This is a genomic window from Paenibacillus intestini (assembly GCF_030803945.1).
In the GTDB taxonomy this organism is placed as follows: Bacteria; Bacillota; Bacilli; order Paenibacillales; family Paenibacillaceae; genus Paenibacillus; species Paenibacillus polysaccharolyticus.
Genome location: NZ_JAURUN010000001.1, coordinates 271785 through 297336, shown reverse-complemented (window position 1 = coordinate 297336; position 25552 = coordinate 271785). Strand labels below are relative to the sequence as shown.

23 protein-coding genes are annotated in these 25552 nt (G+C 43.6%); 3 read left to right on the top strand and 20 right to left on the bottom strand.

What is annotated here, in order from left to right:
* Positions 1 to 200 precede the first annotated feature (200 nt).
* Entirely contained in the window at positions 201 to 746 is a 546-nt protein-coding gene (locus J2T16_RS01295) for a cupin domain-containing protein (protein ID WP_499017554.1), read from the top strand.
* 68 nt (positions 747 to 814) lie between these two features.
* On the opposite strand, the gene J2T16_RS01290 is transcribed toward J2T16_RS01295, so the two are convergent.
* The 8 genes from J2T16_RS01290 to J2T16_RS01255 form a co-directional block, all read right to left on the bottom strand.
* Positions 815 to 1489 carry a GntR family transcriptional regulator gene (locus tag J2T16_RS01290; protein WP_090916761.1) on the bottom strand — a complete coding sequence of 225 codons (675 nt, stop codon included), beginning with the start codon at positions 1487 to 1489 and terminating at the stop codon, positions 815 to 817.
* A gap of 105 nt (positions 1490 to 1594) precedes the next feature.
* Entirely contained in the window at positions 1595 to 3229 is a 1635-nt protein-coding gene (locus tag J2T16_RS01285; RefSeq protein ID WP_336120163.1) for an ABC transporter substrate-binding protein, read from the bottom strand.
* A 47-nt stretch (positions 3230 to 3276) separates the two neighbouring features.
* Positions 3277 to 4149 carry a carbohydrate ABC transporter permease gene (locus J2T16_RS01280; RefSeq protein ID WP_090916763.1) on the bottom strand — a complete coding sequence of 291 codons (873 nt, stop codon included), beginning with the start codon at positions 4147 to 4149 and terminating at the stop codon, positions 3277 to 3279.
* 12 nt (positions 4150 to 4161) lie between these two features.
* A complete protein-coding gene (locus J2T16_RS01275; RefSeq protein WP_253500072.1) occupies positions 4162 to 5091 on the bottom strand; it encodes an ABC transporter permease in 930 nt (309 codons plus the stop codon).
* A 608-nt stretch (positions 5092 to 5699) separates the two neighbouring features.
* Positions 5700 to 6491 (bottom strand): HAD family hydrolase, encoded by a 792-nt coding sequence (locus J2T16_RS01270; RefSeq protein ID WP_090916768.1) that lies wholly within the window; start codon positions 6489 to 6491, stop codon positions 5700 to 5702.
* Between the two features lie 28 nt (positions 6492 to 6519).
* Positions 6520 to 7032: a hypothetical protein gene (locus tag J2T16_RS01265; protein WP_221789382.1), complete on the bottom strand. Its 513-nt coding sequence runs from the start codon at positions 7030 to 7032 to the stop codon at positions 6520 to 6522.
* Between the two features lie 132 nt (positions 7033 to 7164).
* Positions 7165 to 7374: a DUF896 domain-containing protein gene (locus tag J2T16_RS01260; RefSeq protein ID WP_123065749.1), complete on the bottom strand. Its 210-nt coding sequence runs from the start codon at positions 7372 to 7374 to the stop codon at positions 7165 to 7167.
* A 95-nt stretch (positions 7375 to 7469) separates the two neighbouring features.
* Entirely contained in the window at positions 7470 to 7847 is a 378-nt protein-coding gene (locus tag J2T16_RS01255; RefSeq protein WP_221789381.1) for a LysM peptidoglycan-binding domain-containing protein, read from the bottom strand.
* Between the two features lie 294 nt (positions 7848 to 8141).
* On the opposite strand from J2T16_RS01255, the gene lexA reads away from it, so the two are divergent.
* Complete coding sequence (gene lexA / locus J2T16_RS01250) at positions 8142 to 8768, top strand: transcriptional repressor LexA (protein ID WP_090916776.1); 627 nt, start codon at positions 8142 to 8144, stop codon at positions 8766 to 8768.
* 157 nt (positions 8769 to 8925) lie between these two features.
* On the opposite strand, the gene J2T16_RS01245 is transcribed toward lexA, so the two are convergent.
* A complete protein-coding gene (locus J2T16_RS01245; protein WP_336120164.1) occupies positions 8926 to 10230 on the bottom strand; it encodes an aldehyde dehydrogenase in 1305 nt (434 codons plus the stop codon).
* Between the two features lie 462 nt (positions 10231 to 10692).
* On the opposite strand from J2T16_RS01245, the gene J2T16_RS01240 reads away from it, so the two are divergent.
* Entirely contained in the window at positions 10693 to 10878 is a 186-nt protein-coding gene (locus J2T16_RS01240; protein ID WP_221789379.1) for a hypothetical protein, read from the top strand.
* Between the two features lie 408 nt (positions 10879 to 11286).
* On the opposite strand, the gene glnA is transcribed toward J2T16_RS01240, so the two are convergent.
* From glnA to mutL, 11 genes are all read right to left on the bottom strand, one after another.
* Positions 11287 to 12615: a type I glutamate--ammonia ligase gene (gene glnA, locus J2T16_RS01235; RefSeq protein ID WP_090916813.1), complete on the bottom strand. Its 1329-nt coding sequence runs from the start codon at positions 12613 to 12615 to the stop codon at positions 11287 to 11289.
* Between the two features lie 130 nt (positions 12616 to 12745).
* Entirely contained in the window at positions 12746 to 13159 is a 414-nt protein-coding gene (locus tag J2T16_RS01230; protein WP_056689944.1) for a MerR family transcriptional regulator, read from the bottom strand.
* An 82-nt stretch (positions 13160 to 13241) separates the two neighbouring features.
* On the bottom strand, positions 13242 to 14495 hold the full coding sequence (locus J2T16_RS01225) for a methionine gamma-lyase family protein (protein WP_499017548.1): 1254 nt from the start codon (positions 14493 to 14495) through the stop codon (positions 13242 to 13244).
* Positions 14496 to 14581: 86 nt separating this feature from the next.
* Positions 14582 to 15868, bottom strand: a complete 1287-nt coding sequence (gene hflX / locus J2T16_RS01220; RefSeq protein WP_154890484.1) for a GTPase HflX — start codon at positions 15866 to 15868, stop codon at positions 14582 to 14584.
* A 112-nt stretch (positions 15869 to 15980) separates the two neighbouring features.
* Positions 15981 to 16952, bottom strand: coding sequence for an AAA family ATPase (locus J2T16_RS01215; RefSeq protein ID WP_090916819.1), 972 nt, complete (start codon positions 16950 to 16952; stop codon positions 15981 to 15983).
* Between the two features lie 113 nt (positions 16953 to 17065).
* Positions 17066 to 17629: a ribonuclease FAU-1 family protein gene (locus J2T16_RS01210; protein ID WP_090916821.1), complete on the bottom strand. Its 564-nt coding sequence runs from the start codon at positions 17627 to 17629 to the stop codon at positions 17066 to 17068.
* A 299-nt stretch (positions 17630 to 17928) separates the two neighbouring features.
* Positions 17929 to 20601: a transglycosylase domain-containing protein gene (locus tag J2T16_RS01205; protein WP_499017545.1), complete on the bottom strand. Its 2673-nt coding sequence runs from the start codon at positions 20599 to 20601 to the stop codon at positions 17929 to 17931.
* Positions 20602 to 20768: 167 nt separating this feature from the next.
* Positions 20769 to 21011, bottom strand: a complete 243-nt coding sequence (gene hfq, locus J2T16_RS01200) for an RNA chaperone Hfq (RefSeq protein WP_090916826.1) — start codon at positions 21009 to 21011, stop codon at positions 20769 to 20771.
* 545 nt (positions 21012 to 21556) lie between these two features.
* Positions 21557 to 22513 (bottom strand): tRNA (adenosine(37)-N6)-dimethylallyltransferase MiaA, encoded by a 957-nt coding sequence (gene miaA, locus J2T16_RS01195; RefSeq protein ID WP_499017543.1) that lies wholly within the window; start codon positions 22511 to 22513, stop codon positions 21557 to 21559.
* Positions 22494 to 23279 carry a class I SAM-dependent methyltransferase gene (locus J2T16_RS01190; protein WP_499017541.1) on the bottom strand — a complete coding sequence of 262 codons (786 nt, stop codon included), beginning with the start codon at positions 23277 to 23279 and terminating at the stop codon, positions 22494 to 22496. The genes miaA and J2T16_RS01190 overlap by 20 nt, the downstream gene beginning before the upstream one ends.
* A gap of 17 nt (positions 23280 to 23296) precedes the next feature.
* Positions 23297 to 25534, bottom strand: a complete 2238-nt coding sequence (gene mutL / locus J2T16_RS01185; RefSeq protein ID WP_499017538.1) for a DNA mismatch repair endonuclease MutL — start codon at positions 25532 to 25534, stop codon at positions 23297 to 23299.
* Positions 25535 to 25552 lie beyond the last annotated feature (18 nt).

Here is a 25552-nt window from a genome sequence, read left to right as displayed (position 1 = left end):
CGTGTAGACTAAGCTTATCCAATATCTTCACCCCCGCAAAACGTTAAATCTTAGTTTAACAGAAACTCACTTAATGTGAAAGATCGGTTTTGCTCCCGAAAGGTCGCGGATTTGCAGGAATGAAGCAGAATTGTGAATCGACAAATTTTGAGCAATCCGATATAATATCAATTAATCCAAGTGGAAAAGAGGGAAAGCGCATGGCTGAAATTGTTATCCGAAATACGAACGAACGAATCACTGGAGACGAGAACGTTCGAAATTTCTTGAACAAATATGACGTATTATACGAGAAGTGGGACGCTTCCAAATTAAACACGGAACTGCAAAACAACTTCGGCTTGACGGATGATCAGAAGCAAGAAGTATTAGACACCTTCGATTATGAGATCAAAGACTTGGCGGCACGCCGCGGTTATCAAATCTGGGATGTCATCACCCTTTCCGAGCAAACACCAGACATCGAAGAGAAACTGGCCAAGTTCGAAGAGATCCATACGCATGCGGAAGATGAAATCCGTGCAATTGTTGCGGGTAAAGGTATCTTTGTCATTAAAGCAACTGATGAAACAGGTTACTTCAATGTAGAACTGTCTCCGGGTGACGTTATTTCCGTTCCTGAAAACACACCGCACTTCTTCACTTTAATGGAGAACAAACAAATTATTGCGGTGCGCCTGTTCATCGAAAAAGATGGCTGGATCGCCGATCCGTATCCTGATCCAACGTTTATCAAAAACGCCTAACTTTGATTAAAAAGTTAACGTGCTTAACTAACCCCCTGCTCATAAGAGTCGGGGGTTAGTGTGATAACCTAGATGAAATAGTGAGGATACTTGTCCTTTAAAATCTCCTGCTCGTATACTACAAGCCTAAGATGTGCTTCCATGACCTGTGCTGCTTCCTCCGTCTGACGCTCTGTAACCAGCCTCAAAATCTCTTTATGTTGAGAGATAATCACTTCTAGATTCGAGTCTTCTGCTAAACGGAGTAATCGTAATCGATTAAACGGCATGTTCAACTGTTGCAACATTTTCCACGTCCGCAGCTTTCCAGTGCCCTGAAACAAAATCTGGTGGAATTCCTCATCCAATTCGAACAGTCGATAGAAGTTCTTTTTCCCAATACACACTTCCTGCATGGCAATGTTGGTTTCTAATTTGAACATGTACTCTTCAGGAAACGAAGTACAGGCTAACATGACAATTTCCTTCTCCATCTTCTCGCGCATAAACCTGCCTTCTTCCACATGCTCCAGGTTAATATGCGAAACAATCGTGCCACTCTGTGGAATGATATCCAGTAGTTCTTCTTCGGCAAGCTTCATAAAAGCTTCTCGTACCGGTGTGCGGCTCACCTGTAATTCATCTGCGATCTCTTTTTCGGAAATTTTGGTACCTGGTTCAAGCTCCAGATGAAGAATTCGTTCTTTGAGCAAATTATAAGAATACGCCCTGGTAGAGCCTCTTGTTTTCTGATTAAATGCCATGCCTTGACCTCTTTCTCTCAGCCATATTCCTTTCATATTAGCACAAACTACCGATTCACTTAAATAACTTTAGCGAAACGGTAGCTCGGCTTCAGATCTTACAAATTACTTTTTGTTTTCCTTATACGTCTTATAAGTGTCGTTCGCCATCTTCACATAATTGGACAAACCCTGACTCTCCAGCTCTTTTAGGAATGTATCATACTCGGATAACTTCCGTTCACCTATAATAAACTTCAACGTATTCTGGTCTGTGTAGTCTTTGAGCGGCGTGCTCATCAGTGTTACACGTTCACGATCTTCGGAAGAATAAGGGATAGGTGGTTCAGCCGGAATCACTTCCTTTGTCTCTTTCATATTTTTCTGGAACTCAAGTTCTTCTTCGCTAAACATGGATTGAAGCAGGTCTGTTGTTCCACCGTAAGCAAATACACCACCAGAGAATCCGAAGTCAACGCGAAGGTCTTTCGTACCCTTAGGGTTCAAACCATTGTAATTAATATCATTTACTAACTTGCGTTTGCCACCTTCTTTAGTGTATGTCTCGTTCTCTACACCCCACTTCGCAAATTCCTGTCCTTCATCACTGTAATACAACCAGTCGATAAATTGTAAAATCGCTTTGAAATTGTCACTATCTTTAATCTTCCCGGAAATCATCACACCGTTTTCGAGTCTGGAACCCGACATCAGCTGCCCTTTCGGCCCTCCCGGAACTGTGATCTTAGCAATCGAGAAATTCCCTTCACCCAACGTTTTATTCATATCATTTCGATGCAGTACAAGTGTCTGTGAGTTACCGTTAATAATAAATGATTTACCCGAAACGAACTTTTGAGTAGCTTGATCATCGTCTTGCGTGAAGCTTTCCTTATCAAGAAGTCCTTCTGCAACCATTTTGTTAAAAAACGTCAGTAATTCTTTGTACTCTGGCGTCGTTGCCGTGGCAACAAATTCATCCTGGTCGGCTTTGTAGGTCAAGCCATTTCCATATCCCCATCCAGCCTTAGTCCCAAAACCCGTAGCTGCAATGCCAAGTGTACTGTTGAATTTGAAACGGTCTGAAAATGGAATGGAGTCCGGATAGATTTCTTTTAATTTTTTGGCTGCGGTATAGAGTTCATCCCAAGTTGTTGGAATGGCAATATTATTTTCTTTAAAAATATCTGTTCTTATGATCAGAGTATAATCAGGCCATACTTCCTCATGTAATCCCGGTAAAACATAATATTTGCCGTCCTCCTGACGCAGTCCTTCAAGTTCAGGTTCAAGTTTCCACTTTTCAATTTTGTCCTTGAAATTTGGCATCAAATCAATGTAATCACTGATCGGCAGAATCGCTCCAGAAGATACAAAAGCAGATTCTTCACCCGGATAAGTCTTTGGAATAACGAGCGGAGCATCGCCAGAACTGATTAACAGCGATCGCTTCTGTGGATAGTCACTCATCGGCACGATGGTTGGCTCCAACGTAACTCCTGTCATCTCCGATATTTTTTTGAATAACAGCCAGTCTTTTTTATAAGGATACGTTGGATGATCACTATACAAAATAGAAAGATTAAATGGTTCCGTCGCTTTGAATGTTTCGCCCACTTTATAACTCTCCATGGCTGATTTCGTGCCCACTTCAGTAACATCTGGGCCAGTCCCGGCACCACTGCTACAAGCAGCAAGTACAGCCGACATTGTCATTGCCAGAATCATCTTACCAATCCGTTTACGAGGCTTTCTTTTCAATCCATTCATCCCCTTTTGTTTAGTTTCCAAACCTATGTGTGCAAAGGTTACTGCTTAACAGAACCCAACATGATACCGGTTACAAAATATCGCTGTACAAATGGATAGATAGTTAAAATAGGCAGGATCGTTAACACCATCGTTACCGATTTGATGTTGGCAGCAATCTGAGTGAGATTGTCCGCAGAGGTTGCTCCCGCAGTGGCACCACTCGTTGCCCCGGCAATCATATTACGCAAATAGATCGTGACCGGAAACAGCTCTTTTTTGTCCAAATACAAGAAGGCAGGAAACCAGGAGTTCCAATGTCCAACAGCGTAGAACAGCACCATCGTGGCCATGACCGCTTTACTGAGAGGCAAAATGATACGAAGCAAAATACCGTATGTGTTTAACCCGTCAATGGCGGCTGCTTCCTCTAACTCTTCTGGCATGTTCTCAAAAAAGGATTTCATGATGAGCATGTTATATATGCTGATTGCACCTGGGACAACCAGTGCCCACATGGTGTTATTAAAACCAAGGGAATTAATGAGTACGTAGTTAGGAATCAGACCCCCGCTGAAAAACATCGTAAACACGGCAAACATGGTCAGAAATTTACGTCCCATCAATCTTTTTTTGGACAATGCATAAGCAAAAATCGTCGTCATAAACATTGAGATTAAAGTCCCCACCACAGTGTAAATGATCGTATTTTTATAGTTCAACCAGAACATGTTGTCCTTCGAAATGGTTTTATACGTTTCCACATTGAACCCTCTCGGGAACAAGCTTACCTTACCTGAGTTAATGTACGCTTCACTACTGAAGGATTGCGCAACAACATTCAGGAATGGATATAGTGTAATAAAAACAATAAATAACAAGAATGTTACATTAAATACCTTAAATACCTTGTATGATCGTGATTCCTGCATGGTGTTCCTCCTTTACCATAAACTTCGTTGTGTCAGTTTGCGTGAGATAGCGTTTACAGTGAATACTAGAGTTAGTCCAATGACCGATTCGAACAAACCAATGGCCGTTGCATAACTGAAGTTGCTCGATTCAAGACCTACACGATACAAATAAGTCGAAATTACATCGGAAGTCTCATAAATAAGCGGATTATACAAAAGCAAGATTTTTTCAAAGCCTACAGCCAGGAAGTTCCCCATGTTTAAAATCAGCAACGTAACAATCGTTGGCAAAATGCCTGGAATGGTTACATGTATCGTTTGCTTCCAGCGATTCGCTCCATCGATTCGTGCTGCTTCATACAAAGATTCATCAATCGTAGTTAGTGCTGCCAGATATAAAATAGCTCCCCAACCCATACCCTGCCAGATTTCAGAAGAGATATAGATGGTTCTGAACCACTCTGCACGTTGCATGAATGGAATGTTATCGCCAGTAAAAAATGCAACCAGACCGTTGATCGAACCATTCACTGCCGTTAATTGCAGAATCATACCTGCTACGATAACAATCGATAGAAAGTGAGGCAGATACGACGCTGTTTGCACAAATTTTTTAAATCGTTTGCTCTTCACCTCGTTAAGCATCAGTGCGAAAATAATCGGCACGGGAAACGTAAATAACAACGCAAGCCCGCCGAGCATAAGTGTGTTACTAAAAACTCGCCAGAACGTTGGGTCCTCAATGAACATTTTGAAGTATCGTAATCCAACCCAGGTTTCTCCAAAAATACTGCCACCCGGTACAAATCGCCTAAAGGCGATTATGTTGCCTAACATCGGGCCATATTTGAAAATAATCAGATAAATGATGGGAAGAACTAGTAGCGAGTACAACTGCCAATCTTTACGAATCAATATGGTAGCTGTTCGCAACTTGCTTTCTTTACGTGAAGATATCATCGGTATCGTTGCCTTAGATGTTTCTGACTTCATGTGTCATTCACTCCGATCCATGCTTGATTAAAAATGCTTTAATCGCTGTTTGACAAGTCTTTCTCTCCCTCGTGTTGCAAAGGATACCTGTCTATTCGATTCACCTCCACTACAAAATCAAAAATGTAAACGGTATCAATTTGGGATATATGTACACTCAAGCATATGCAAACGTGTGAACCTGACTGAGCATGCATTGCTTGAATGTCGTTAAATTGAATCAGTCATTGTATAAAGCGCTTACAAAATGGCCATTAAATCATTCGCCTTTTCTTTTTTCATGCATCTGAAAATGTACTTGTAGTTGATCAGTGAATGCTCTCGAAATATTGTAGAAATAAAAACTAGTCATACTAGTATGTTAGTTGTATTCTAAAGCAGCTTTTTTTTAATTTCAATAACTTTTCATTAAAAATTTAAATAATCGCCCCTAACAATGCATTAAAAACACTCTTATATGGAATGTATTAAAACAAAAAAACATTGGTTACGATACATGAACAAACGATCATTCATGTCATAACCAATGTTAAATGAATAGCTATTTGGGCGAAGATTTTATGTCATCTATGATTTTAAAAATTTGCGATAAGCCCCTCTAATTCAGACAAATGTTTAATCTCGTGGTTCGGTGAATAACTTTCATTATTTGTTTTGTTTTCGCGGTTAATCCATACTGCACGAATACCTGAAGACAACGCACCACGAATATCTGTTGTTAACTTATCGCCTACCATCATACTTTCTTCTGGTTGAACACCCAGTCTACTTAGCGCATGCTCAAAAATGGATGGATCTGGCTTACCTTTACCAAAGCTACCTGAGATAATAATCTCATCAAAGAAAGGAGATAACTCTGGAACACCATCAAGTTTCTCTTGCTGTAAAGCAGGACATCCATTAGTCAAAAGCAACAATCTGTACTTACCTTGCAAATGGCGCAACGTTTCCATCGTTTCTTCATATACATGAGGTCTCGATCTACGTTCTGCACCAAACTGAGAGGCCAGGCGCTCTGCAAGCTCATCATGATCGACACCCAGCTTTAGTAAACCACGGCGCCAAGACTCCTTGCGATAAATTGGAGCCAATTGTTCAAGCTGACGAAATTCCGGCTGTTCTCCTCCCGTAAAGTTCGCCCAAAGTCCTTCAAAAGGGTTAATTCCAATCATTTTGGTAAAAGGGAACGTTTCATAAGATTCATATAGTTCACGTGCTTCATTACGAACAGCCTCTTCGAGTGCCTCAGCATTAACACCTGTTTCTGCTGCAGCAATTAGACAAGTTTCATGAAAGGCTTCTCGTACACTCCGTTCATCCCATAATAAAGTATCATCCAGGTCAAACATAATCGCTTTTAACGCCATTCCGATCATCTGCCCCTTTACACGTTAATTACTTATCAATCGTTTCTACGGTAATCTGGTGTGCTTTTGCAAATTTCAACAACCGCTCGGTAATCGCTTCTGTATCGTAACGATTTAACAACTTGGTGAAAACCCATCTTTTTCCACGACTGTTGTGTTCAATAACAACAGTACCTGGCTCAAAACGGAATTTGATAATATCGTCAACCCCGATCGATCGTTCACGATTCCCCTTCGTTGTAATGATCCGATTACTGCTAATTTTAACGTAAGGACGGCGCAACATAAAAATGACAGCCAAAAATACATAGAGCAGCATTGTGACCCAATCCCAGGTTGTCATCGGTGCTTTCACTAAAAAAGTACTCATGAACAGATACAAGAACGCTAAACCAATTAAAAAGATAGGGAACAAAAGGCTTCTGCCTTTGTAAACATCCTCACCTGGATTACCTGTAATTGGTTGACCGCTTTTTTTACGTTGCTGATTCAATTGCTTCGAATTTTTCCGAACCGTTCTCTCGAACGAACGCCGTGACATGTGAATCCCCCTTATGTGTCTTGTATCGGCTTACATAATTATACTGCAAACCGATGTTCCCCCTTATAGTAAGCATCCCCAGCTAACATGAAGAAACCTAAATATCATAACGATATGTTTAGGTTTCGTAAATTAATGTTTGAGTTTGCCTTGGTGGCCTTGGCCCTTGTCGTCGTCAACAATCTCAATTGAATCGAGTTGCTGTCTGAAGTTGCTACGAATGTTACCTAGGTAAATTTCTCTCAATTTGGCACGTTCAGCAAGTTCTTCCTCTGATAGTCCAGTGGATTTCTGCTTGCGAGCCAATTCGTTAATACGTGCTACCAGACTATCTATATCCAAGCTTGTCCCCTCCAAAAATACAAAGTCATATTAACTTTGACATGAGAAAGGCGGCTTGTCAAGTTAGTACGCGCCAACCTGCATAGATGCGCACTCTATTTAACAAACTGAGGTAAAATTAGAACTTGTCCTGTCTGGATTGTTGCTGATTCAAGTTGATTCACTTTTTTGATTGCTTCTATATATACACGCGTATCCATCGACGTTGGTTTATGTTCCAAAGAAATACTCCACAATGTTTCTCCCTGTGATACAGCAATCTTACCACCAGGTAGTAGATCATTCTCGTTACCAGCAAAGACAGTTAGCACTGTACTACATCCAATAAATATAATTAATGAAGCAATTGCCAGCTTAATCAATCCCTTAGAGAACTTAAGACGTGTCATGAACGTTCTGAATTGCCCTATATTAGACTTTAAAGCTTCTGAATTTACTGGTTTATAAATGCTCTGATACGTAGAATATCTCATTTGTCCCCGCCTCCAAACGTTTGTTCCTATCTCTTGGAATCAATATAACACGAACATTTGTTTTGTTCAAGACTTTTTTAGAACAATTGTTCGCTCTTTTTTCGACATTAAAACATCTTCTTTCGTATTGGAAATTCTTGCGTAGTGAACAATTAAACTCTCTTTTCAAAAAAACTAATGAGTCTGAATCGAAAAAAGTAGAAATAATATGATTTCTTTAGAACTTATGTTTGTACGAACGGAGGTTCTATGTTATAATTTTCCCAAACGTTACTAAAATGGGGTTGATACGGTATGTCGAAGATATCCAGCAGGCAACAGGCTATCCTGGAGTTTATACGAAATGAAGTCCGTTTGAAGGGGTATCCTCCTTCCGTAAGAGAAATTGGCGAAGCCGTTGGACTGGCTTCCAGTTCCACAGTGCATGGACATTTGGATCGTTTGGAGAAGAAAGGGTTAATCAGACGTGACCCAACCAAACCAAGAGCGATTGAATTGTTAAGCCAGGAAGAGTCTGAGCATTCTCATCAGTTCGCCCACAGCGTTGCACGAATTCCGGTCGTGGGTAAAGTAACAGCTGGTGTGCCGATTACGGCAACAGAAAATATTGAAGACTACTTCCCACTTCCTACACATTATGTAGGAGAACAGAAAGTATTTATGCTTTCCGTTGTTGGGGACAGTATGATTGAAGCCGGTATTGTTAATGGAGACTATGTAATCGTTCGTCAGCAACAAACCGCTGATAATGGTGACATTGTCGTTGCCATGACTGAGGACGATGAAGCAACAGTGAAGACTTTTTATAAGGAAAAGGATCACATTCGCCTTCAACCGGAAAATGCTACATTAGAACCGTTGCGGTTGAAACACGTTAGTATTCTAGGCAAGGTCATTGGTCTTTTCCGCGATATTCATTAATGCATATTGGTTTATTAAATTGCTAATACGTTCTACCCGATAGAATACGAAAGAGGTTGCCCTGATCAACAGGACAACCTCTTTCTTTTACTCTAATAATTGGGGCATATCATTTACTAACCAACTACTCTAATAAGTGCATGCGCTGAACAAGAGATTATTTAGTGCGTTTAAGAATGCTTTTGTGATGCGAGAATACTTCAAAACTCTGTTGTCCATGGTAAGAACCCATACCGCTCTCTCCCACACCCCCAAATGGCAAATAATGCGAGGTCATGTGAGATAGAGTCTCATTAATACAGCCTCCACCAAAAGAAACCTGATTTAATACCTGCTCCTGTAAAGCTTCATTTTCAGTAAATAAATACAAAGCGAGTGGTTTAGGCCGCCGAGCGATTTCATCGAGCATTGGATTCAAATCACGATACGTAAATACGGGCAGAATAGGTCCAAAGATCTCTTCCTGCATTACTGGTGAATCCCAATCGATATCGCCAAGAACAGTCGGTTCAATCATAAGCTGATCCCGATTCGAACGCCCTCCCATTAAAGTTTTGCCATTCGTAAGGAAAGCATTCAAACGATCAAAGTTACGTGTGTTAACGATATGAGGAAAATCCTTATTTTGCATCACATCATCCCCAAATTTATCGCGAACCTCGGCTCTGATTTCCTCGATGAGTTGATCATGTACCTGTTCATCTACTACTAAATAGTCCGGTGCAACACAGGTTTGCCCTGCATTCAGAAATTTACCGCGCACAAGACGTTGTGCTGCCAGTTTCAGATCAGCATCCCGATGCACAATGGCTGGACTTTTACCGCCTAACTCTAACGTCACTGGAGTTAAGTGCTCTGCTGCAGCTTTCATGACAATACGACCGACCCCCGTACTGCCTGTAAAGAAAATATAATCGAATTTCTCATTAAGCAGTGCTGTACTCGTTTCAACCTCTCCTTCCATAACAGCAATGTACTCCTCAGGGTATATGTCCTGGATAAGATCGTTAATTAAACGAGACGTCGCTGGTGTAAGCTCAGAAGGTTTGATCACAGCACAGTTCCCTGCAGCAATTGCACCGATTAGCGGCCCAAACGCCAGTTGGAACGGATAATTCCAAGGCGCAATAATCAGAGCAACTCCATAAGGCTCAGGGTAAATCGTACTAGCCGCGTCTGGCATTGCAGAGCTCGTTGGAACGTTACGTGGTGTAGCCCATTCACGCAGATGTTCCAGCGTGTAATCCAATTCACCCAATACAATGCGAATCTCCGAGCCATATCCTTCAGCCTCTGATTTATTGAGATCAGCACGAAGCGCATCCAGAATACGTTGCTGGTACTTCTCGATCCCTTCTTTCAAGTTTTGCAAAGCCTGAATCCGATACTCCACTTGTTTAGTCTGTCCTGTATTAAAAAACGTACGTTGTGTAGTCACAAGTTGTTTCGCTTGGTGTTCCAAAAATATCATCTCCAATTAATTTATAAAAATTATATTGTCCAAAATCAAATTAATTATATCTTTTATATATGAAACTATCAACATAGTTTTGAAACAAGACAGATGTCAAAAGACAAAATAAGTGGAAAGCATGACGCATACTTCTTTATTTTTTCAGCGATTGCTTGTATGTTCTTGACTCTTTTATGAATTTTTCAGACATAGAATTTATCATATTTCTGACTCTCCATGTTCTTATTTGAGTTTAGTTTTCATTTAGAGATTTCACAATAATATAACTATTTACTTTGCACAAATATAAATTTTTGGACTTTCTTATTTTATCTTCATATATGTTTGGATGTGATCTGAGGATAAATATAGTAAACAATGTGACAAATTATATTATTTTACATTTAATAATATGGTAGTTTTAAAGAGTAAAGTTTTACCAATTCATTACAAATATTAGGAGGTATTTGTATGAAAAAGAAAATGTATTCACTTGGAGCTTTAACTGTTATTGTGGCAATCGTCGCTGTTCCAACATCATTTGCTGCCGCTTTCACCTTCTTCTCAAGATTCATTAACTTCACAAAGTATTACGATTCAGGCAACACAGAAATATGTAAGATACTCAAAAGTAGGCCAACCTGGTCAGTGGTATAGTGGCTATACTTATGATGTAATCTATAGTGATGGCGCTTGTGATATTGGCCCTGATTTTTTGGTGACTCCTATTCGACCTGGGCTCACAGTTGTAAGTGCAAACCATGGTAGTTATATCATCCTTTTTAAGTTTCATGTAAGCTATTAACGAACAAAACAAACAAAATGGGGTTATTTTAATGCCCCTGTGTCGAGTTTATTAAAATAGAGTAGCTACTGCTAGAAAGCCCTCAATAGAGTAAATTAAATGCAAGAATAGCGCTCCCATGAGGAGCGCTATTCTTGCATTTTTCCTGCATCTTATTGGATGCGGGCATTTTGTGGGCACTCACCTTTTAGTTCATCCAGAAATTATTTATCCCCAAAAAGAAAAACCCCTTACGCCAGATGGCGCAAGGGATTCTGGTATTAGTACAACGTGATATATTGATCGCGTTCCCATTGGTGGACTTGTGTTCTGTACATATCCCACTCAATTTCTTTCAGCTCGTAGAAGTGAGCCAGGGCGTGGTCGCCGAGAGCATCACAGATGACTTCGCTGCGGATCAATTCGTTCAATGCTTCTTTCAGGTCAGCTGGCAAGCTAGGAATGCCTTCTTCCACACGCTCTTCTTCTGACATGATGTAGATGTTACGGTCAATCGGAGCTGGTAAGGAAAGCTCACGTTTGATTCCGTCCAGACCTGCTTTCAATAAAACAGCCAAAGCGAGGTAAGGGTTAGCAGCTGGATCCGGGTTACGAACTTCAACACGAGTACTCAGACCACGTGAAGCAGGAATACGGATCATTGGGCTACGGTTACTTGCAGACCATGCTACGTAACATGGTGCTTCGTAACCTGGCACAAGACGTTTGTATGAGTTCACAGTCGGGTTAGTGATTGCTGCAAACGCACGTGCATGCTTCAGCGTTCCAGCCATGAAGTGACGTGCAGTTTTGCTCAGGCCCAGTTCATCCGACTCGTCAACAAATGCGTTCTCATTGCCACGGAACAAGGATTGATTACAGTGCATACCGGAACCGTTCATACCGAACAATGGTTTTGGCATAAACGTAGCATGTAATCCATGCTGACGTGCAATCGTTTTAACAACGAGTTTGAAGGTTTGGATCTGGTCTGCCGCTTTCAATGCATCCGCATATTTGAAGTCGATCTCATGCTGACCAGGAGCTACCTCGTGGTGAGAAGCTTCGATTTCAAATCCCATTTCTTCAAGTGTAATAACGATATCACGACGACAGTTTTCACCAAGATCTGTTGGTGCAAGGTCGAAATATCCACCTTGGTCATTCAGTTCGTTTGTTGGATTTCCTTTTTCATCCGTTTTGAACAAGAAGAATTCTGGTTCAGGACCAACGTTAAAGGAAGTGAATCCCATTTCTTCGGCTTCCTTCAGGTTTCGCTTCAAGATGCCACGTGGATCACCTGGGAATGGGTTGCCGTCTGGCAGATATACGTCACAGATCAAACGTGCGACGCGATTATCGGATACCCATGGGAAAATAAGCCAAGAGTCAAGATCCGGATAGAGGTACATGTCGGATTCTTCGATACGAACATAACCTTCAATGGAAGAACCATCAAACATCATTTTGTTATCCAAAGCCTTCGTTAACTGGCTTACAGGAATCTCAACGTTTTTAATCGCTCCCAGCAAGTCGGTGAATTGCAATCGAACGAATCGTACGTTTTCTTCTTTGGAGATGCGGAGAATGTCTTCTTTTGTATAACTCATGATTCCTCTCCCTTTCTTATCTGCGTATTTGGCTTGCATGTTATATTTGTACATTAGAATGTTCCACGGGTCAAGGAGTCTGACATCAGAAGTTTGAAATTTACCTTACCCGCCTCGTTAGGTGAACCGATTATTTTTTATTAAAAAAACGAGAAAGTTCACCTTGGATGAGAGATACTTGGCCTGGTCTTTTGCCTGACACCAGCTGTTGCTTCAGCAAGCGGTGCAGTTGCGTATCGGACAGCTCTCTACGTTTAACTTCCGTATCTGGCGTAATCACCGTTGCCTCTTCAGACTCTTTTGAGACAGGATTCATCACTTGCTTGATGCCAGCAATGTTAACTCCTTTTTCAATCAGAGCTTTAATCTCTAGCAATCTCTCAACATCGTTAAAGGAAAACAAACGCTGATTCCCTGAAGTTCTTGCAGGAACAATGAGACTATGCTGCTCATAATAACGAATCTGTCTCGCGGACAGGTCGGTAAGTTTCATTACGATACCGATCGGGAATAAGGCCATATTTCTGCGAATCTCGTCGCCCATGTTCATCAACCTTCCAGTCATCTATTCTTGACCCTATTGTACATTTAGTTGTTACAAAGTGTCAATGACATGTTAGATAAACTCACAATAATTTACGATCTTTCATCGCTTGTAATGCCATTAAAACGCCATATTTAACATGAGAGTAAGTCAACCCACCTTGCATATAACCGATAAAAGGCTCTCGAATCGGTGCGTCGGCGGATAACTCCAAGCTTCCTCCTTGGATAAACGTACCTGCCGCCATAATGACAGGATGCTCATATCCAGGCATATCCCAAGGCTCAGGCACAACATGGCTATCCACAGCTGCTGCCTGCTGAATACCTTGCACAAAAGCAATTAGATGCTCCGCAGAGCTGAATTGCACCGCCTGAATCAGGTCGGTACGCGGCTCATCCCACGCAGGCTTGGTTACAAATCCGGATGCAGCAAACATCGCCGCAGCAAAAATACTTCCTTTAATCGCTTGACCAACAATGGTCGGAGCCATGTAAAGTCCTTGGTAGATGCCTCGTGTTGTCCCCAGCATAGCACCGACCTCACCCCCAATACCAGGTGCAGTCAAGCGATACGCTGCCAGTTGTACATACTTCTCTTTACCACATATGTATCCTCCGGTTTCTGCTAACCCACCACCAGGATTTTTAATCAACGAACCTGCCATCAAGTCCACACCTACTTCCGTAGGTTCGCGTTCTTCAGTAAATTCGCCGTAACAATTATCCACAAACACGATAACGTCTGGTTTCAACGATTTAACACGTGCCACCATATTTGCAATCTCATCAATTGTAAACGAAGAACGCCAGTCGTAACCGCGTGAGCGCTGAATGCCTATAACCTTCGTTGCTGGCGTAATAGACTTTTCCACCGCTCCCCAATCCACTTGCCCTGCGTTTGTGAGTTCAGTTTCAGCATAGCCAACCCCAAAATCACGGAGAGACCCTGTTCCATCACCAGGCATGCCGATCACTTTATGTAATGTGTCATAGGGCTTACCTGTGATGTACAACAGATTGTCTCCTGGCCGCAATACGCCGAACAGGGCCGTACTTATCGTGTGTGTTCCTGAGGCAAAATGAGGACGCACCAGTGCAGTTTCTGCACCAAACACATCCGCATACACCTCATCAAGCACCTCACGTCCACGATCGTTATAGGCATACCCCGTTGAGCCCGCAAAATGATAATCACTTACTTTTCTGCGCTGAAAGGCATCGATAACTTTCCATTGATTGTGATCTACAATACGATCAACCTGATGAAGTTGTCCCTCGATCTGACGTTCCACCTGATGTTGAAGTTCTAGAATAGTTGAATCAAACCTTGCCATCTTGCTTCATTCCCCTTTTATAGCACGAAACTGACGCATTCGAATCAATTCTCGTGTCAACTTATCACATTAATATGTCATGAATATTACAGTTCAATGAAATCTTCGAGTAAATATGCAAACTTCTCATATTCACCTTTTTGCAGCTCGACTTGATAGATAACATCGTTCTCATCATATTCCGTTCCTACAACGTCTCCGATTTTATAGAGTACAGATGTCAGATCCCCACGTTCCGCCGGAATACGGAATCGCTTCGTATCGCCTGTCAGTTCCGCTTGAATCAATTCACGAACCTTGATCAAATCTGATTCATCAAGTGCACTTATTTTAATATGCTTTTTATCCAAAGGAAGCATCTGTAGTTGTTCCGGCGTGCAGGCATCTTTTTTGTTATACAGAACAAGCTGAGGCTTGTCCCCTGCACCAAGTTGCTGCAAAATGGTATGAACTGTGCTCATCTGATCGTCACGCATTTCGGATGAAGCGTCTACAACATGTAAAATCAGATCAGCCTCATTCACTTCTTCCAATGTCGCGCGGAAAGCCGCAACCAGATCGTGAGGTAAATTCTGAATAAAACCAACGGTGTCCGTCAGTACAATTTCTTTACCACTCGGTAGCTCCATTGTACGTGATGTTGGATCGAGCGTAGCAAAAAGTTGATCCTGAATGTATACATCCGCTGCGGTTAACTGCTTCAACAATGTTGATTTACCTGCATTTGTGTAACCTACTAAAGCAACTTGAATAATCCCTGTTTTTTTACGACGCTCTCTGTGCAGTTTACGATGACGTGTGACTTCCTCGAGGTGACGCTTTAGATCATCGATCCGTCCCCGGATGTGACGACGGTCTGTCTCCAGCTTGCTCTCACCTGGGCCTCTTGTCCCGATGCCGCCCCCAAGTCGTGACAAGTTTTTACCATGCCCCGATAAACGCGGCAACAAATAACTATGTTGCGCCAGTTCTACCTGAATGATCCCTTCCCGTGTACTGGCACGTTGCGCAAAGATATCCAAAATAAGCTGTGTACGGTCAATAATTTTCAGATCCAAAGCCTCTTCCAGATTTCGAACCTGAGCGCCAGACAACTCCTGATCAAAAATAGCTGTCGTTGCTCCCAGCTCGTCTGCAACCAAACGCAGTTCTTCCACTTTACCTTTACCAATAAACCATTTCGTGTCCCTTGTTTCCCGGTTCTGGGTTAATACACTGAGAACTTCAACGCCTGCGGTTTCAGCCAGCTTCACAAGTTCCTGTAATGAATACTCATGATTAATGCCTGAACGCTTCACTTCATCGGTAACCAGACTGACCAATATTGCGCGGTCTTTTTTGGTTGTATCTGTATCGTGCGTGCCCATTGTCATATATATACCCACTCCCCTGCTCCGTATAAATACATTAAACCACGAAATGCTCGTGGCATGGTTAAAGCCGAACCGGTTAGCCCGGCCGGCTCTGTTAAAAGGTTATTATCGCTTACTTTCGTTCAAACTTCAAATCTTCTGTACGAATAGTCATGAGCTCCAGCTTACCCGGACTTCCATCCGAGTACTGCTCCAGCAAACGAACAGCCTGATGCCGGATTGATCTCTCGATTGCATTCCTTACATACCTGGCGTTACTGAACGCGTGCAACGAATCATTCTTCTCCTGAAGAAGATGTTGCTTTAACTTGAGTATGGTCTGAGGCATCAAAATATAATCACGCTCTTTGGCCATGATCTCAGAGATTTGGATCAACTGGTCAATCGTATAGTCTGGAAATTCAACCTGAATCGGAAAGCGAGAAGGTAAACCTGGATTCGTTTGTAGAAAAAAATCAATTTCTTCCGAGTATCCCGCCAAGATCAGAATAAACTGGTTTTTATGGTCCTCCATTGATTTTACAAGTGTATCGATCGCTTCCTTGCCAAAATCTTTCTCCCCGCCGCGAGCCAGACTGTACGCCTCATCGATAAACAAAATGCCTCCAAGGGCTTTCTTAACCAAATCTCTGGTCTTCTGAGCCGTATGACCAATATATTCCCCCACAAGGTCAGCACGTTCCACTTCAATAAGATGTCCTTTGTTCAGCACGCCCATCTTCTGAAACATTTTGGCTACGATTCTGGCTACCGTGGTTTTGCCCGTTCCGGGGTTGCCTTTAAAGATCATATGATACACGTGTGCACCACTTAGCAGACCTGCCTCGGAGCGCATCTGCGCAATCTGAAGAAATGCATAAATTTCGAACACCAAATCTTTGATATTTTCGAGTCCCACCAGTTGCTCAAGTTCACCCTGAATCTCCTGAAAATGCGCATGCTTTGTTAAACTTTTAGCCGCTTGTACCGAGAGTGCTTCATCTTTAGCGAGTATTTGAGGTTCCTGGTTACGTAGTACCACATTAATTTGCCTGGATGGTCTGCCTCCCGGTTGCCCTCCTGCAGCCATGACCCGTCCGTTCATTCGCCATCACCTCTATTTTATCGGGCTGATCTCTCCTGATTATTAATGTATTCTATCAGGTGTCCAGATATTAGAAGGATGTACAAGAAAAGTTCTGGTCAGAAAAATTCGTTTTAGACCTGGATGTTTTTGCGAAACTCCCCGTTCTCAAATAACGTTTGTCTGTGCTTCAGTGATAACTGAAAGTATGGGAACACATGAGCATCAATGGCATGGAGCAGCTCCTTCGCCGTTTTGTTCGCGAGATCATAATCTCCGGTTGTAATATGTTTCCGTGACAAGGCATCCTCAAGCTCATCCTCATCCAGCAAAAAGATCTCTCCGTCCTTCAGCACAACAACGTCCAAGTAGAGGTCATCAAACCAAGGAACACCCTGATCTGTAATTCCCTGGCTACGGCAAGTATCGATGTACCACTCTACAATTTGCTGCTGATCATCAAACATGGCTGTAACAACAAAGTGTTCTCCCTTCGGATAGTACTGTAGCCAGGAGTATCCCTTGTCAGCAATACAGAAGGTTGTACCTCCATACGTCTTCCACAAGGGTTCTTTTAAATCCTGTATGGTGTACAGCGTAATGTAACCTGTGAAAATTTTGGACTGAACGAACCGGCATGTAAATTGTCGGTTCGTAATCCGGCGCCAGTTTGCGCGATCCCCGAATTTCCGTTTCATACGAACCCCTCTTTGCCGACTGCAGATCTATGATCTGCATTTTGGATTGGTGAACATTTATACGTCTACTAGAGAACAAGTGCTATGAATCTGCTCTATACAACGTATTACGAATAGCTACAGCTTACCATATTTAAAGGATACACTCAAAACTAAGCTTGTTATGTTGCTATTCATAGTTCACATGATCTTGGATATCGAATTGTAACCTTCCTTTTGTTCATACAAAACAAAAACTGCTTCACCGGCGAACCGGGAAGCAGTTGAGTACACATATATACTATTGTGAAACAGGATTTTTATCCTCCCGAACCGGATTGAGGGGTAGAAGGAACTTCTGTTCCTGCGCCGTCTCCACTGGTTCCACTGTCTGGTGGTGTAACGACTTGACCCGGTGTACTCACTCCACCATCACTTGAGCCGTCACTTCCAGGATCAGTCGTTTCTTGTCCTGGCGGAGTACCACCACCGTCCGGTTGACCATTGCCAGGACCCGATCCACCATTGTTACCATTGTTGCCATTACCATTTCCGTTGTTTCCGTTATTCCCATTACCATTGTTGCCATTCTCGCTTCCATTACCATTGTTACCATTCGGGTTACCATTATCGCCCGCACCATTGTCCGGATTATCCGTACCTGGCACTTCAGGATCTGTACCTGTTTCAGGATCTGTACCTGGATCTGGTTGCTGCGGATTAATCTCCTGAGCTTCGATCATAAGCGAAATGGTATTGGATGGGCTAGTTTCCTGTGCGGAAGCCGTATCATAAGCCGTTACATAATACTCATAGGTTAGCCCAGGTAATGCACTTAAATCCTGCGCACTTGTTGAGCCAACAGCATCGATCAGATGAGTAAACTGAGCTTCCGATGTCTCCTTCCGGTAGACACGATACTGCGTATTCGCATCACCAGTTCCAGTCCAGCTAAGTGAAACGGTCTGAGTAGATGGATCATAGGATCCATTCAATCCACTCACTGATAATGTCGGTTGCTGTGGTTGCTCCACGGGAGGAGGTGCCTGACCGCCAGCTGGCGTTTTGAACTCTTTCACAGGGACACCTTTTAATGCATCTCCCATGACTTTGGCGAAAAACGCTGCAGACAGCTTACTACTGTTCTTAAGCATATGTTTTGCATCCGGATTGTCATAACCCATCCAGACAGCACCAGTCCACTCAGGAGTGTACCCGACAAACCATACGTCACGGTTCGAACTGTTGCCAGCAATACCACTTTGCACAGTTCCCGTTTTACCGGCTACTGGCCGATCCAGACGAGCGGAGCGTCCGGTACCGTCATTTACTACGTTTTGCAACATCTGCGTAAGTTGATATGCGTTCTGTTCACTCATCACACGTTTGGTTTCTGATTTATCATGTTTGTAAATGGTTTTCTCGCTACTATCCACAATACTTTTTATGGAGTAGGCTTGCTGATACTCACCAAGGTTAGCAAAGGAGCTGTAAGCTTGAGCCATCTCCAATGTATTCGTACCTTTGCTAAGACCACCCAGAGCGATTGCCAGGTTTTTGTCTTGGTCCGTCAGCTGAATGCCTACACTTTTCGCAAAATTAACTCCCGTATTTACCCCGATCTTATCCAGTAACCATACAGCAGGTATATTTTCCGATTTTGTTATGGCATCGGTCATGCTGATCGTAGAAGAGTAGCCATGCAGGTTGCCCGGACAATAATTGCCGAAACACTGCTTCTCATTGCTCAGCGGCGAGTTCGCACTGTATTGCCCTGTCTCCAGAGCCGGAGCGTAAGATACGATCGGCTTAAAGGCTGATCCTGGCTGTCTCCGGCTTTGCGTTACACGACTATATCCTTTGGTCTGATAATCACGTCCGCCTAACAAGGCAACAAGACTGCCATTTTCATGATTCATAATGACCATCGAACCTTGAACCTGTTGATCATCCTTGCTTGCCTCAAACAAACTGTCATCCGAGAAAGCATTCTCCACAGCTGTTTGAGCCTGTGCATCCATTGTTGTATAGATTTTGAAACCGCCAATATTGAGATCGTCTTCCGTCATGCCCGTTACACGCTCTGCTTCACGGAGCACATAGTCAATAAAGGCTTGATACTTTCTGTCTTTCTCAGGCGGCGTATATTTATAAACCACAGCCTTCGCTTCGTTCATCTCCGCCTCGGTGATGTAACCTTGCTCATACATTAATTGTAATACTACGCCCCGACGCGTTTTCGAATCATTTGGATTACTCAGCGGATTGTATGCAGATGGCCCTTTAGGCATAGCAGCCAGTGTAGCGATCTGCCACAGCTTAAGGTCGTTCAGGTTACTCTTTCCAAAATAAAACTCCGATGCAGCCTTGATTCCATAACGCTGATGGCCAAAGAAAATCCGGTTCAGGTACATCGTCAAAATCTCATCTTTGGAAAACTTACGTTCCAGCGCCATCGCAATCGATACCTCGGTTGCTTTCCGGAAGAACGTTTTATCACGCGACAGGAACATATTTTTGGCCAGTTGCTGGGTCAGCGTACTACCGCCCTCTACCATGGAACGTGCCATGATATCTTTGACGGCTGCACGACCAATGGACCAGATATCTACCCCTTGGTGCTCATAGAACCGTTTATCCTCTGTAGCAACAAAGGCTTCTTTGACCAATTTCGGAATATCATCGGATTCCACAGGTTCCAGCTTTTTGATGGACAGCTCGCCCATAATATTATTGTTGCGATCATAAACCTTTGACGTTTCATTGATTGTTGTTTTATCCATGTTGGCTGTAAGCAGGCGTTCACCACTGATTAAAATAAACAAATATCCGCCTAGCGCACAGAATATGGCGACTGCCATGGTGAAAAACAAAGTCCATCCAACGCGTTTCCCCGTAATTTTTTTCTTTTTAGAGGTCTTAGGTTTCGCTTTTTGGTTTGACTTGTTATTGGTGTTGCGATTATTAGACCTCGATAACGGATCGTTTGGCATGTTACCTCCTGACTCCCTTTCAGTTGCATGTTTTCTATTTCTCTGGCGAGCACAAGCTTATATTAAACCTATTTTGCCCGGAATGAAAAGAACAACCCTTATTAGGTTGCTCTGTTTCAATACCTATACTTGTAGACGAAATGGTTTGTGAAAAGGTTTCGGATTTTTTAAGCTTCGCCGCCGTTGTCTTGCTGCATCAGCGATACGCTGCGTTGCGGCGTGAACGTGGAGATGGCATGCTTGTAGACCATTTGCTGGCGTCCGTCGCTGTCAATGACGATCGTAAAATTGTCAAATGCCTTGATCGTCCCGCGGATTTGGAAGCCATTGGTCAGATAGACCGTAGCCGGAATGTTTTCTTTCCGCAGTTGGTTCAAGAACGTATCTTGGATGTTGATGGACTTGTTCATTAGCCGTACCCCCATTGGTTCATTTGAATTCGTAGTGTAAGTATTATTCAATATCGCTGAGTAGCTTTCGTGCTATTATATCATGAACAGTTTCATATAATCCACAAAAACCCCTTGTCCCTTTTTCACATCTCCCAGAGGAGAGGCTATAAAATTAGTAGACTTATCCATTATACACTGCCTTACAGATTTGCAAAAGAGGAACAAATTTCACGTAATAACCGTATAACGAGGCTCCACTAAACAAATTTTAATGCGTTATACCGTGTTAAGTAATATCACACTACTAGTAAATGGTTCCACACAGGAACGACCATTTGCACTATGAGAACGTTACGTAGCAGACTGAATAACAGATCAGTTCCTTTTACCTTTGATCTCAAAACTACCAATTTCCGAAGAATAATCACTTAAATTTTATCCTGAAATCAGCGATTTGAATCATATTGACAGAACCATTTTTTCCATATAGGGGTAGCATACCCTAAACAAAAATAAAAACCTCCAGCTTTTCATCGAAAAGTAGAGGTTTCGTCTGACTTCGTTTAATTCCATGTATGTGTAATCAATTCACTTACTTGCTTATACTGGCCTTCAAAATTTTCGGTGTCCGTCATGTCCAACCACTGAATATCTTTCATATGACGGAACCAGGACAACTGACGTTTCGCAAAGCGGCGAGTATCCCTTTTAAGCCACTCTACCGCAGCATCCCAGCTAACTTCACCTTGCAAATATGCGGCAATCTCCTTGTATCCCAAGCCCTGCATAGAAATATGACCTCGCGCGACTCCGCGTTCCAGCAACGCTTTTACCTCATCGACCAGCCCTTGCTCAATCATCAGATCGATTCGTTCTTCGACTCGGGCGTATAACTTCTGGCGATCCATTGTCAAACCGATGATAAGTAGATCGTACGGAGACTCTTTCTTCTGAACAGCCAGCTGCTCCGACCATTTCTCACCTGTAAGATGGAAGATTTCAAGCGCACGTACAATTCGCCGCTGGTCATTCGCATGAAGACGATCCGCACTGGCTGGATCAACTTCCCTGAGCCGATCATGAAGTGCCTGTGCCCCATGCTGCTGAGCATAACTGAACTGCTCTTCCCTAAATGCTTCATCTGAGCCACTGTCCGAGAATTGAAAGCCATAACAAACCGATTCCACGTATAAACCCGTGCCACCCACGATAAAGGGCAGTTTACCCCGTGCATGAATTTCAGGAATCAAACGTGTACAGCTTTCCTGAAACTCCGCTACGGAATACGGATATTCCGGCTCATGAATGTCAATCAGATGATGGGGAATGCCCTTCATTTCTTCCGTCGTTATTTTCGCCGTTCCGATATCCATCTCACGATAAACCTGCATGGAATCTCCCGATATGATTTCACAGTTAAAAGCCTGTGCCAGCTCAATGCTCAATCTTGTTTTGCCTACAGCTGTCGGTCCAACCAGCACCAGTAGCTTTGGTTTTTTTTCAACTTCCGGTTTCAACATTAATCACTCCGTACAAGGTTTTTGCATTCGCCCGATCCAGCACCTGGAATCCAAGCCTTTCAAACTCTGCGCTGCCGCGTTTTTCTTTCATGACCACTCGCTTGCGTGCGACTCTCTTCGCCTCTTTAATACTCTCTTCCGCTAATGCACGGGCATTGGCATAGTCGCGTAAAGGCTTGATTGCACTCGAATCCATCATCGGTTCACGAAACATCGGATCAAAATAAACCGTATCACAGCTATGGTCAGGCAATGAACGAAGCAGTTCCAGATGATCCTGATTTCGCAGTTCAATGCGCCGGAACGCCTCGTCTATGGATGGTTCGTTGCTCTCATAATGGGACATGCCATCAAGTAAAAGTGTATAGAGTGGCGCGGAGCTTTCACAGGCAATCACATGCCCTCGAACACCTGTCGCCACCGCAAAAACGAGTGAATCCGAGCCAAGCCCTGCGGTACAATCCACAACCGTATCTCCTTCGCGAACAGCACCTGCTTCAAGCATCGGATCAGGCTCTCCCCTCAACACTCGTTTGGCACGTACAAATCCCATACTCGGGTGAAATTCAAGCTCGGATGCATCTTTCCGGAACAAGCGCGCTCTCCCTTTCAGCACCACCAGAATGTCTTGAATTCCATATTGCTCAAGCATTTTGGGGAGAGATGTTCTGTTGCGTGCTACATAGGTGCCGCCAGTCGCAGCAGCCAATGCACGCGCACGTTCCACCAGAGAAGCCGCCTCCTTGTCACCCGTCGTTATATACATAATATCCCCCTATAAAGCTACATCACTCGTTTAAATAATTTTTCCAGATCATATGTTGAAAAAGAAATTACTATTGGCCGCCCGTGCGGACACGTGTATGGCTGCCGACATGAACCCAGACGCTGAATCAACACTTCCGCTTCCCGGTCGGTAAGCTTTTGATTCGCTTTAATGGAAGCTTTGCAGGAGCACATAATCGAAGCGGCTTCACGCATCTTAGCCACATCAATGCTACGCTCACTTAGAACCCATTCCGACATTTCCTCGATAATGTCTTTTTCGTCTCCTTTAGGGAACCAGTAAGGATGAGAACGCACACGGAAAGTTTGGCCGCCGAAATGCTCCAGATATACCCCCGCTTGTTCAAACCAGGCGAGTCTTGCTTTTAGCTTTTCTGTCTCGGAAGGTGTGAATTCAAGGGTAATCGGCAGTAGCAACTCCTGTGAGGCCTGAGCCGGATTGCCAAACTGTTCGTAATAGTACTCGTAATTTACCCGTTCATGCGCCGCATGCTGGTCGATCAAATATAACCCTTCATCGTTTTGTGCAATCAGGTACGTTCCGTGATGCTGACCAATCAGACTAAGTTCAGGGAACGCAGGCATAGAAGGATCTGCGTGCATTGCAGCCGACAGTTTGGCCGGATCGGGTATCGATGCTTTTTTCCAGCTACGCTCTCCTTTTTGACCTGACGATGTGTATGGCGTACGGCTTTCCCTTACTGGAGCGCTGTAGGATGGCGCACGATACGCTTCGGTTTGACTCCCGGTAGCCGCTGGGGTTTCAGATGTGCTCGTAGCAGCTACTTTGTCGGCACGCACATCTGCACTTTCACCCACATTGTTCCGAGAATGTTGGCCTGGATTCTCACCCTTACTCTCCTGCTCTGAATCATTCCTTTGATCAAACTGGGCTCCGTTCAAGAGATCGAGCGAACCGTACGCTGGAGTAGATTCCGGTGGTGCTTCGGGCAAAGGAGCCGATTGCGAGAAATCGGAAGAACTTTGCTGTAATGCTGGTTCTGAGCCATTTCCTGCGCCGACTCCTGTTACTGTAGCTATTCCTGCTCCTGATTCAATTTCCGCTGGCGCATCCAGGTCAGAATGATCATCTTCTAAAACCGGTTTACCAAGCGGTCCTTGTTGGCCATATCCTTCACTTACTTCCTGCTCTTTCACGGGTCCACGAGGGAACAAAAATTGTTCTTGGATAAATGAACTGTCATCTCCACGTCTAATTTGCTGTTTCCTTACTTGCGGAATCAATACCTCTTGCCTTAAAATCCCACGCAACGTGGTTTCCACAAACTCGTATAGCTCCGTCTCTTTGCTAAAACGAACCTCCAGCTTCGCCGGGTGAACGTTCACGTCCACGAGTGAAGGGTGCATTTCCAACTGCAGTACCACGAGCGGAAAACGATTAATAGGGAGCAACGTGTGATAGGCTTTCAGAATCGCCTGATTTAATCCATAGTTGCGAATATATCGTCCGTTCACAATCGTTGACATCCCCGCACGATTCGCACGTGTCCATTCCGGCAGACTGATCAGACCGCTGATCTTGTAATCCAGATTTTCGCCCTCAATAGGCAGCATCGCTTTAGCCGCACTCGTACCATAGATCGCCGCAACCACCTGTAACAGATCACCATTACCCAGCGTTTGCAGTAACGTATTCTCATTGTGCCGAAGAGTGAACGAAATATGCGGATGCGACATCGCCATGCGATATAACACATCCGAGATGTGTCCCAGCTCGGTCTGAATGGTTTTCATATACTTTAGTCTTGCAGGCGTATTGTAAAATAACTCCTTAACCACAAACTCCGTTCCTTGTGGTGATGCAGCATCCTCGTGAGTGCAGAGCTTGCCGCCTTCAATCACGATTCGTCGTCCCCGCCCGTCGTCTCCACTAGCGGTCAGCACTTCCACCTTGGAGACGGCTGCAATACTTGGTAGCGCCTCTCCGCGGAACCCGAGACTTGTGATCTGAAACAGATCACGTCCGTGGGTTATTTTACTGGTCGCATGGCGGTAGAAAGCTGTCTCCAGATCATCCGGCTCTATGCCTGAGCCGTTATCCTTTACCCGGATGCGAAGCAGACCGCCTTCCTCCACTGCCACTTCAATCTTGGAGGCCCCTGCATCCACTGCATTCTCCAGCAGTTCCTTTACGACAGATGCAGGCCGTTCAACCACCTCACCCGCCGCAATCTGGTTGGCAATATGTTCATCAAGCACATGAATTTTCGCCACAGATTCTCCTCCTCCCGG

Bases quoted from the DNA above. Each gene is read 5' to 3' on its own strand.
- J2T16_RS01295 (WP_499017554.1), top strand. From the start codon at position 201: ATGGCTGAAATTGTTATCCGAAATACGAACGAACGAATCACTGGAGAC.
- J2T16_RS01290 (WP_090916761.1), bottom strand. From the start codon at position 1,489: ATGGCATTTAATCAGAAAACAAGAGGCTCTACCAGGGCGTATTCTTAT.
- J2T16_RS01280 (WP_090916763.1), bottom strand. From the start codon at position 4,149: ATGCAGGAATCACGATCATACAAGGTATTTAAGGTATTTAATGTAACA.
- J2T16_RS01275 (WP_253500072.1), bottom strand. From the start codon at position 5,091: ATGATATCTTCACGTAAAGAAAGCAAGTTGCGAACAGCTACCATATTG.
- J2T16_RS01270 (WP_090916768.1), bottom strand. From the start codon at position 6,491: ATGGCGTTAAAAGCGATTATGTTTGACCTGGATGATACTTTATTATGG.
- J2T16_RS01265 (WP_221789382.1), bottom strand. From the start codon at position 7,032: ATGTCACGGCGTTCGTTCGAGAGAACGGTTCGGAAAAATTCGAAGCAA.
- J2T16_RS01255 (WP_221789381.1), bottom strand. From the start codon at position 7,847: ATGAGATATTCTACGTATCAGAGCATTTATAAACCAGTAAATTCAGAA.
- lexA (WP_090916776.1), top strand. From the start codon at position 8,142: ATGTCGAAGATATCCAGCAGGCAACAGGCTATCCTGGAGTTTATACGA.
- J2T16_RS01240 (WP_221789379.1), top strand. From the start codon at position 10,693: ATGAAAAAGAAAATGTATTCACTTGGAGCTTTAACTGTTATTGTGGCA.
- glnA (WP_090916813.1), bottom strand. From the start codon at position 12,615: ATGAGTTATACAAAAGAAGACATTCTCCGCATCTCCAAAGAAGAAAAC.
- J2T16_RS01230 (WP_056689944.1), bottom strand. From the start codon at position 13,159: ATGGGCGACGAGATTCGCAGAAATATGGCCTTATTCCCGATCGGTATC.
- J2T16_RS01225 (WP_499017548.1), bottom strand. From the start codon at position 14,495: ATGGCAAGGTTTGATTCAACTATTCTAGAACTTCAACATCAGGTGGAA.
- hflX (WP_154890484.1), bottom strand. From the start codon at position 15,868: ATGACAATGGGCACGCACGATACAGATACAACCAAAAAAGACCGCGCA.
- J2T16_RS01215 (WP_090916819.1), bottom strand. From the start codon at position 16,952: ATGAACGGACGGGTCATGGCTGCAGGAGGGCAACCGGGAGGCAGACCA.
- J2T16_RS01210 (WP_090916821.1), bottom strand. From the start codon at position 17,629: ATGAAACGGAAATTCGGGGATCGCGCAAACTGGCGCCGGATTACGAAC.
- J2T16_RS01205 (WP_499017545.1), bottom strand. From the start codon at position 20,601: ATGCCAAACGATCCGTTATCGAGGTCTAATAATCGCAACACCAATAAC.
- hfq (WP_090916826.1), bottom strand. From the start codon at position 21,011: ATGAACAAGTCCATCAACATCCAAGATACGTTCTTGAACCAACTGCGG.
- miaA (WP_499017543.1), bottom strand. From the start codon at position 22,513: ATGTTGAAACCGGAAGTTGAAAAAAAACCAAAGCTACTGGTGCTGGTT.
- J2T16_RS01190 (WP_499017541.1), bottom strand. From the start codon at position 23,279: ATGTATATAACGACGGGTGACAAGGAGGCGGCTTCTCTGGTGGAACGT.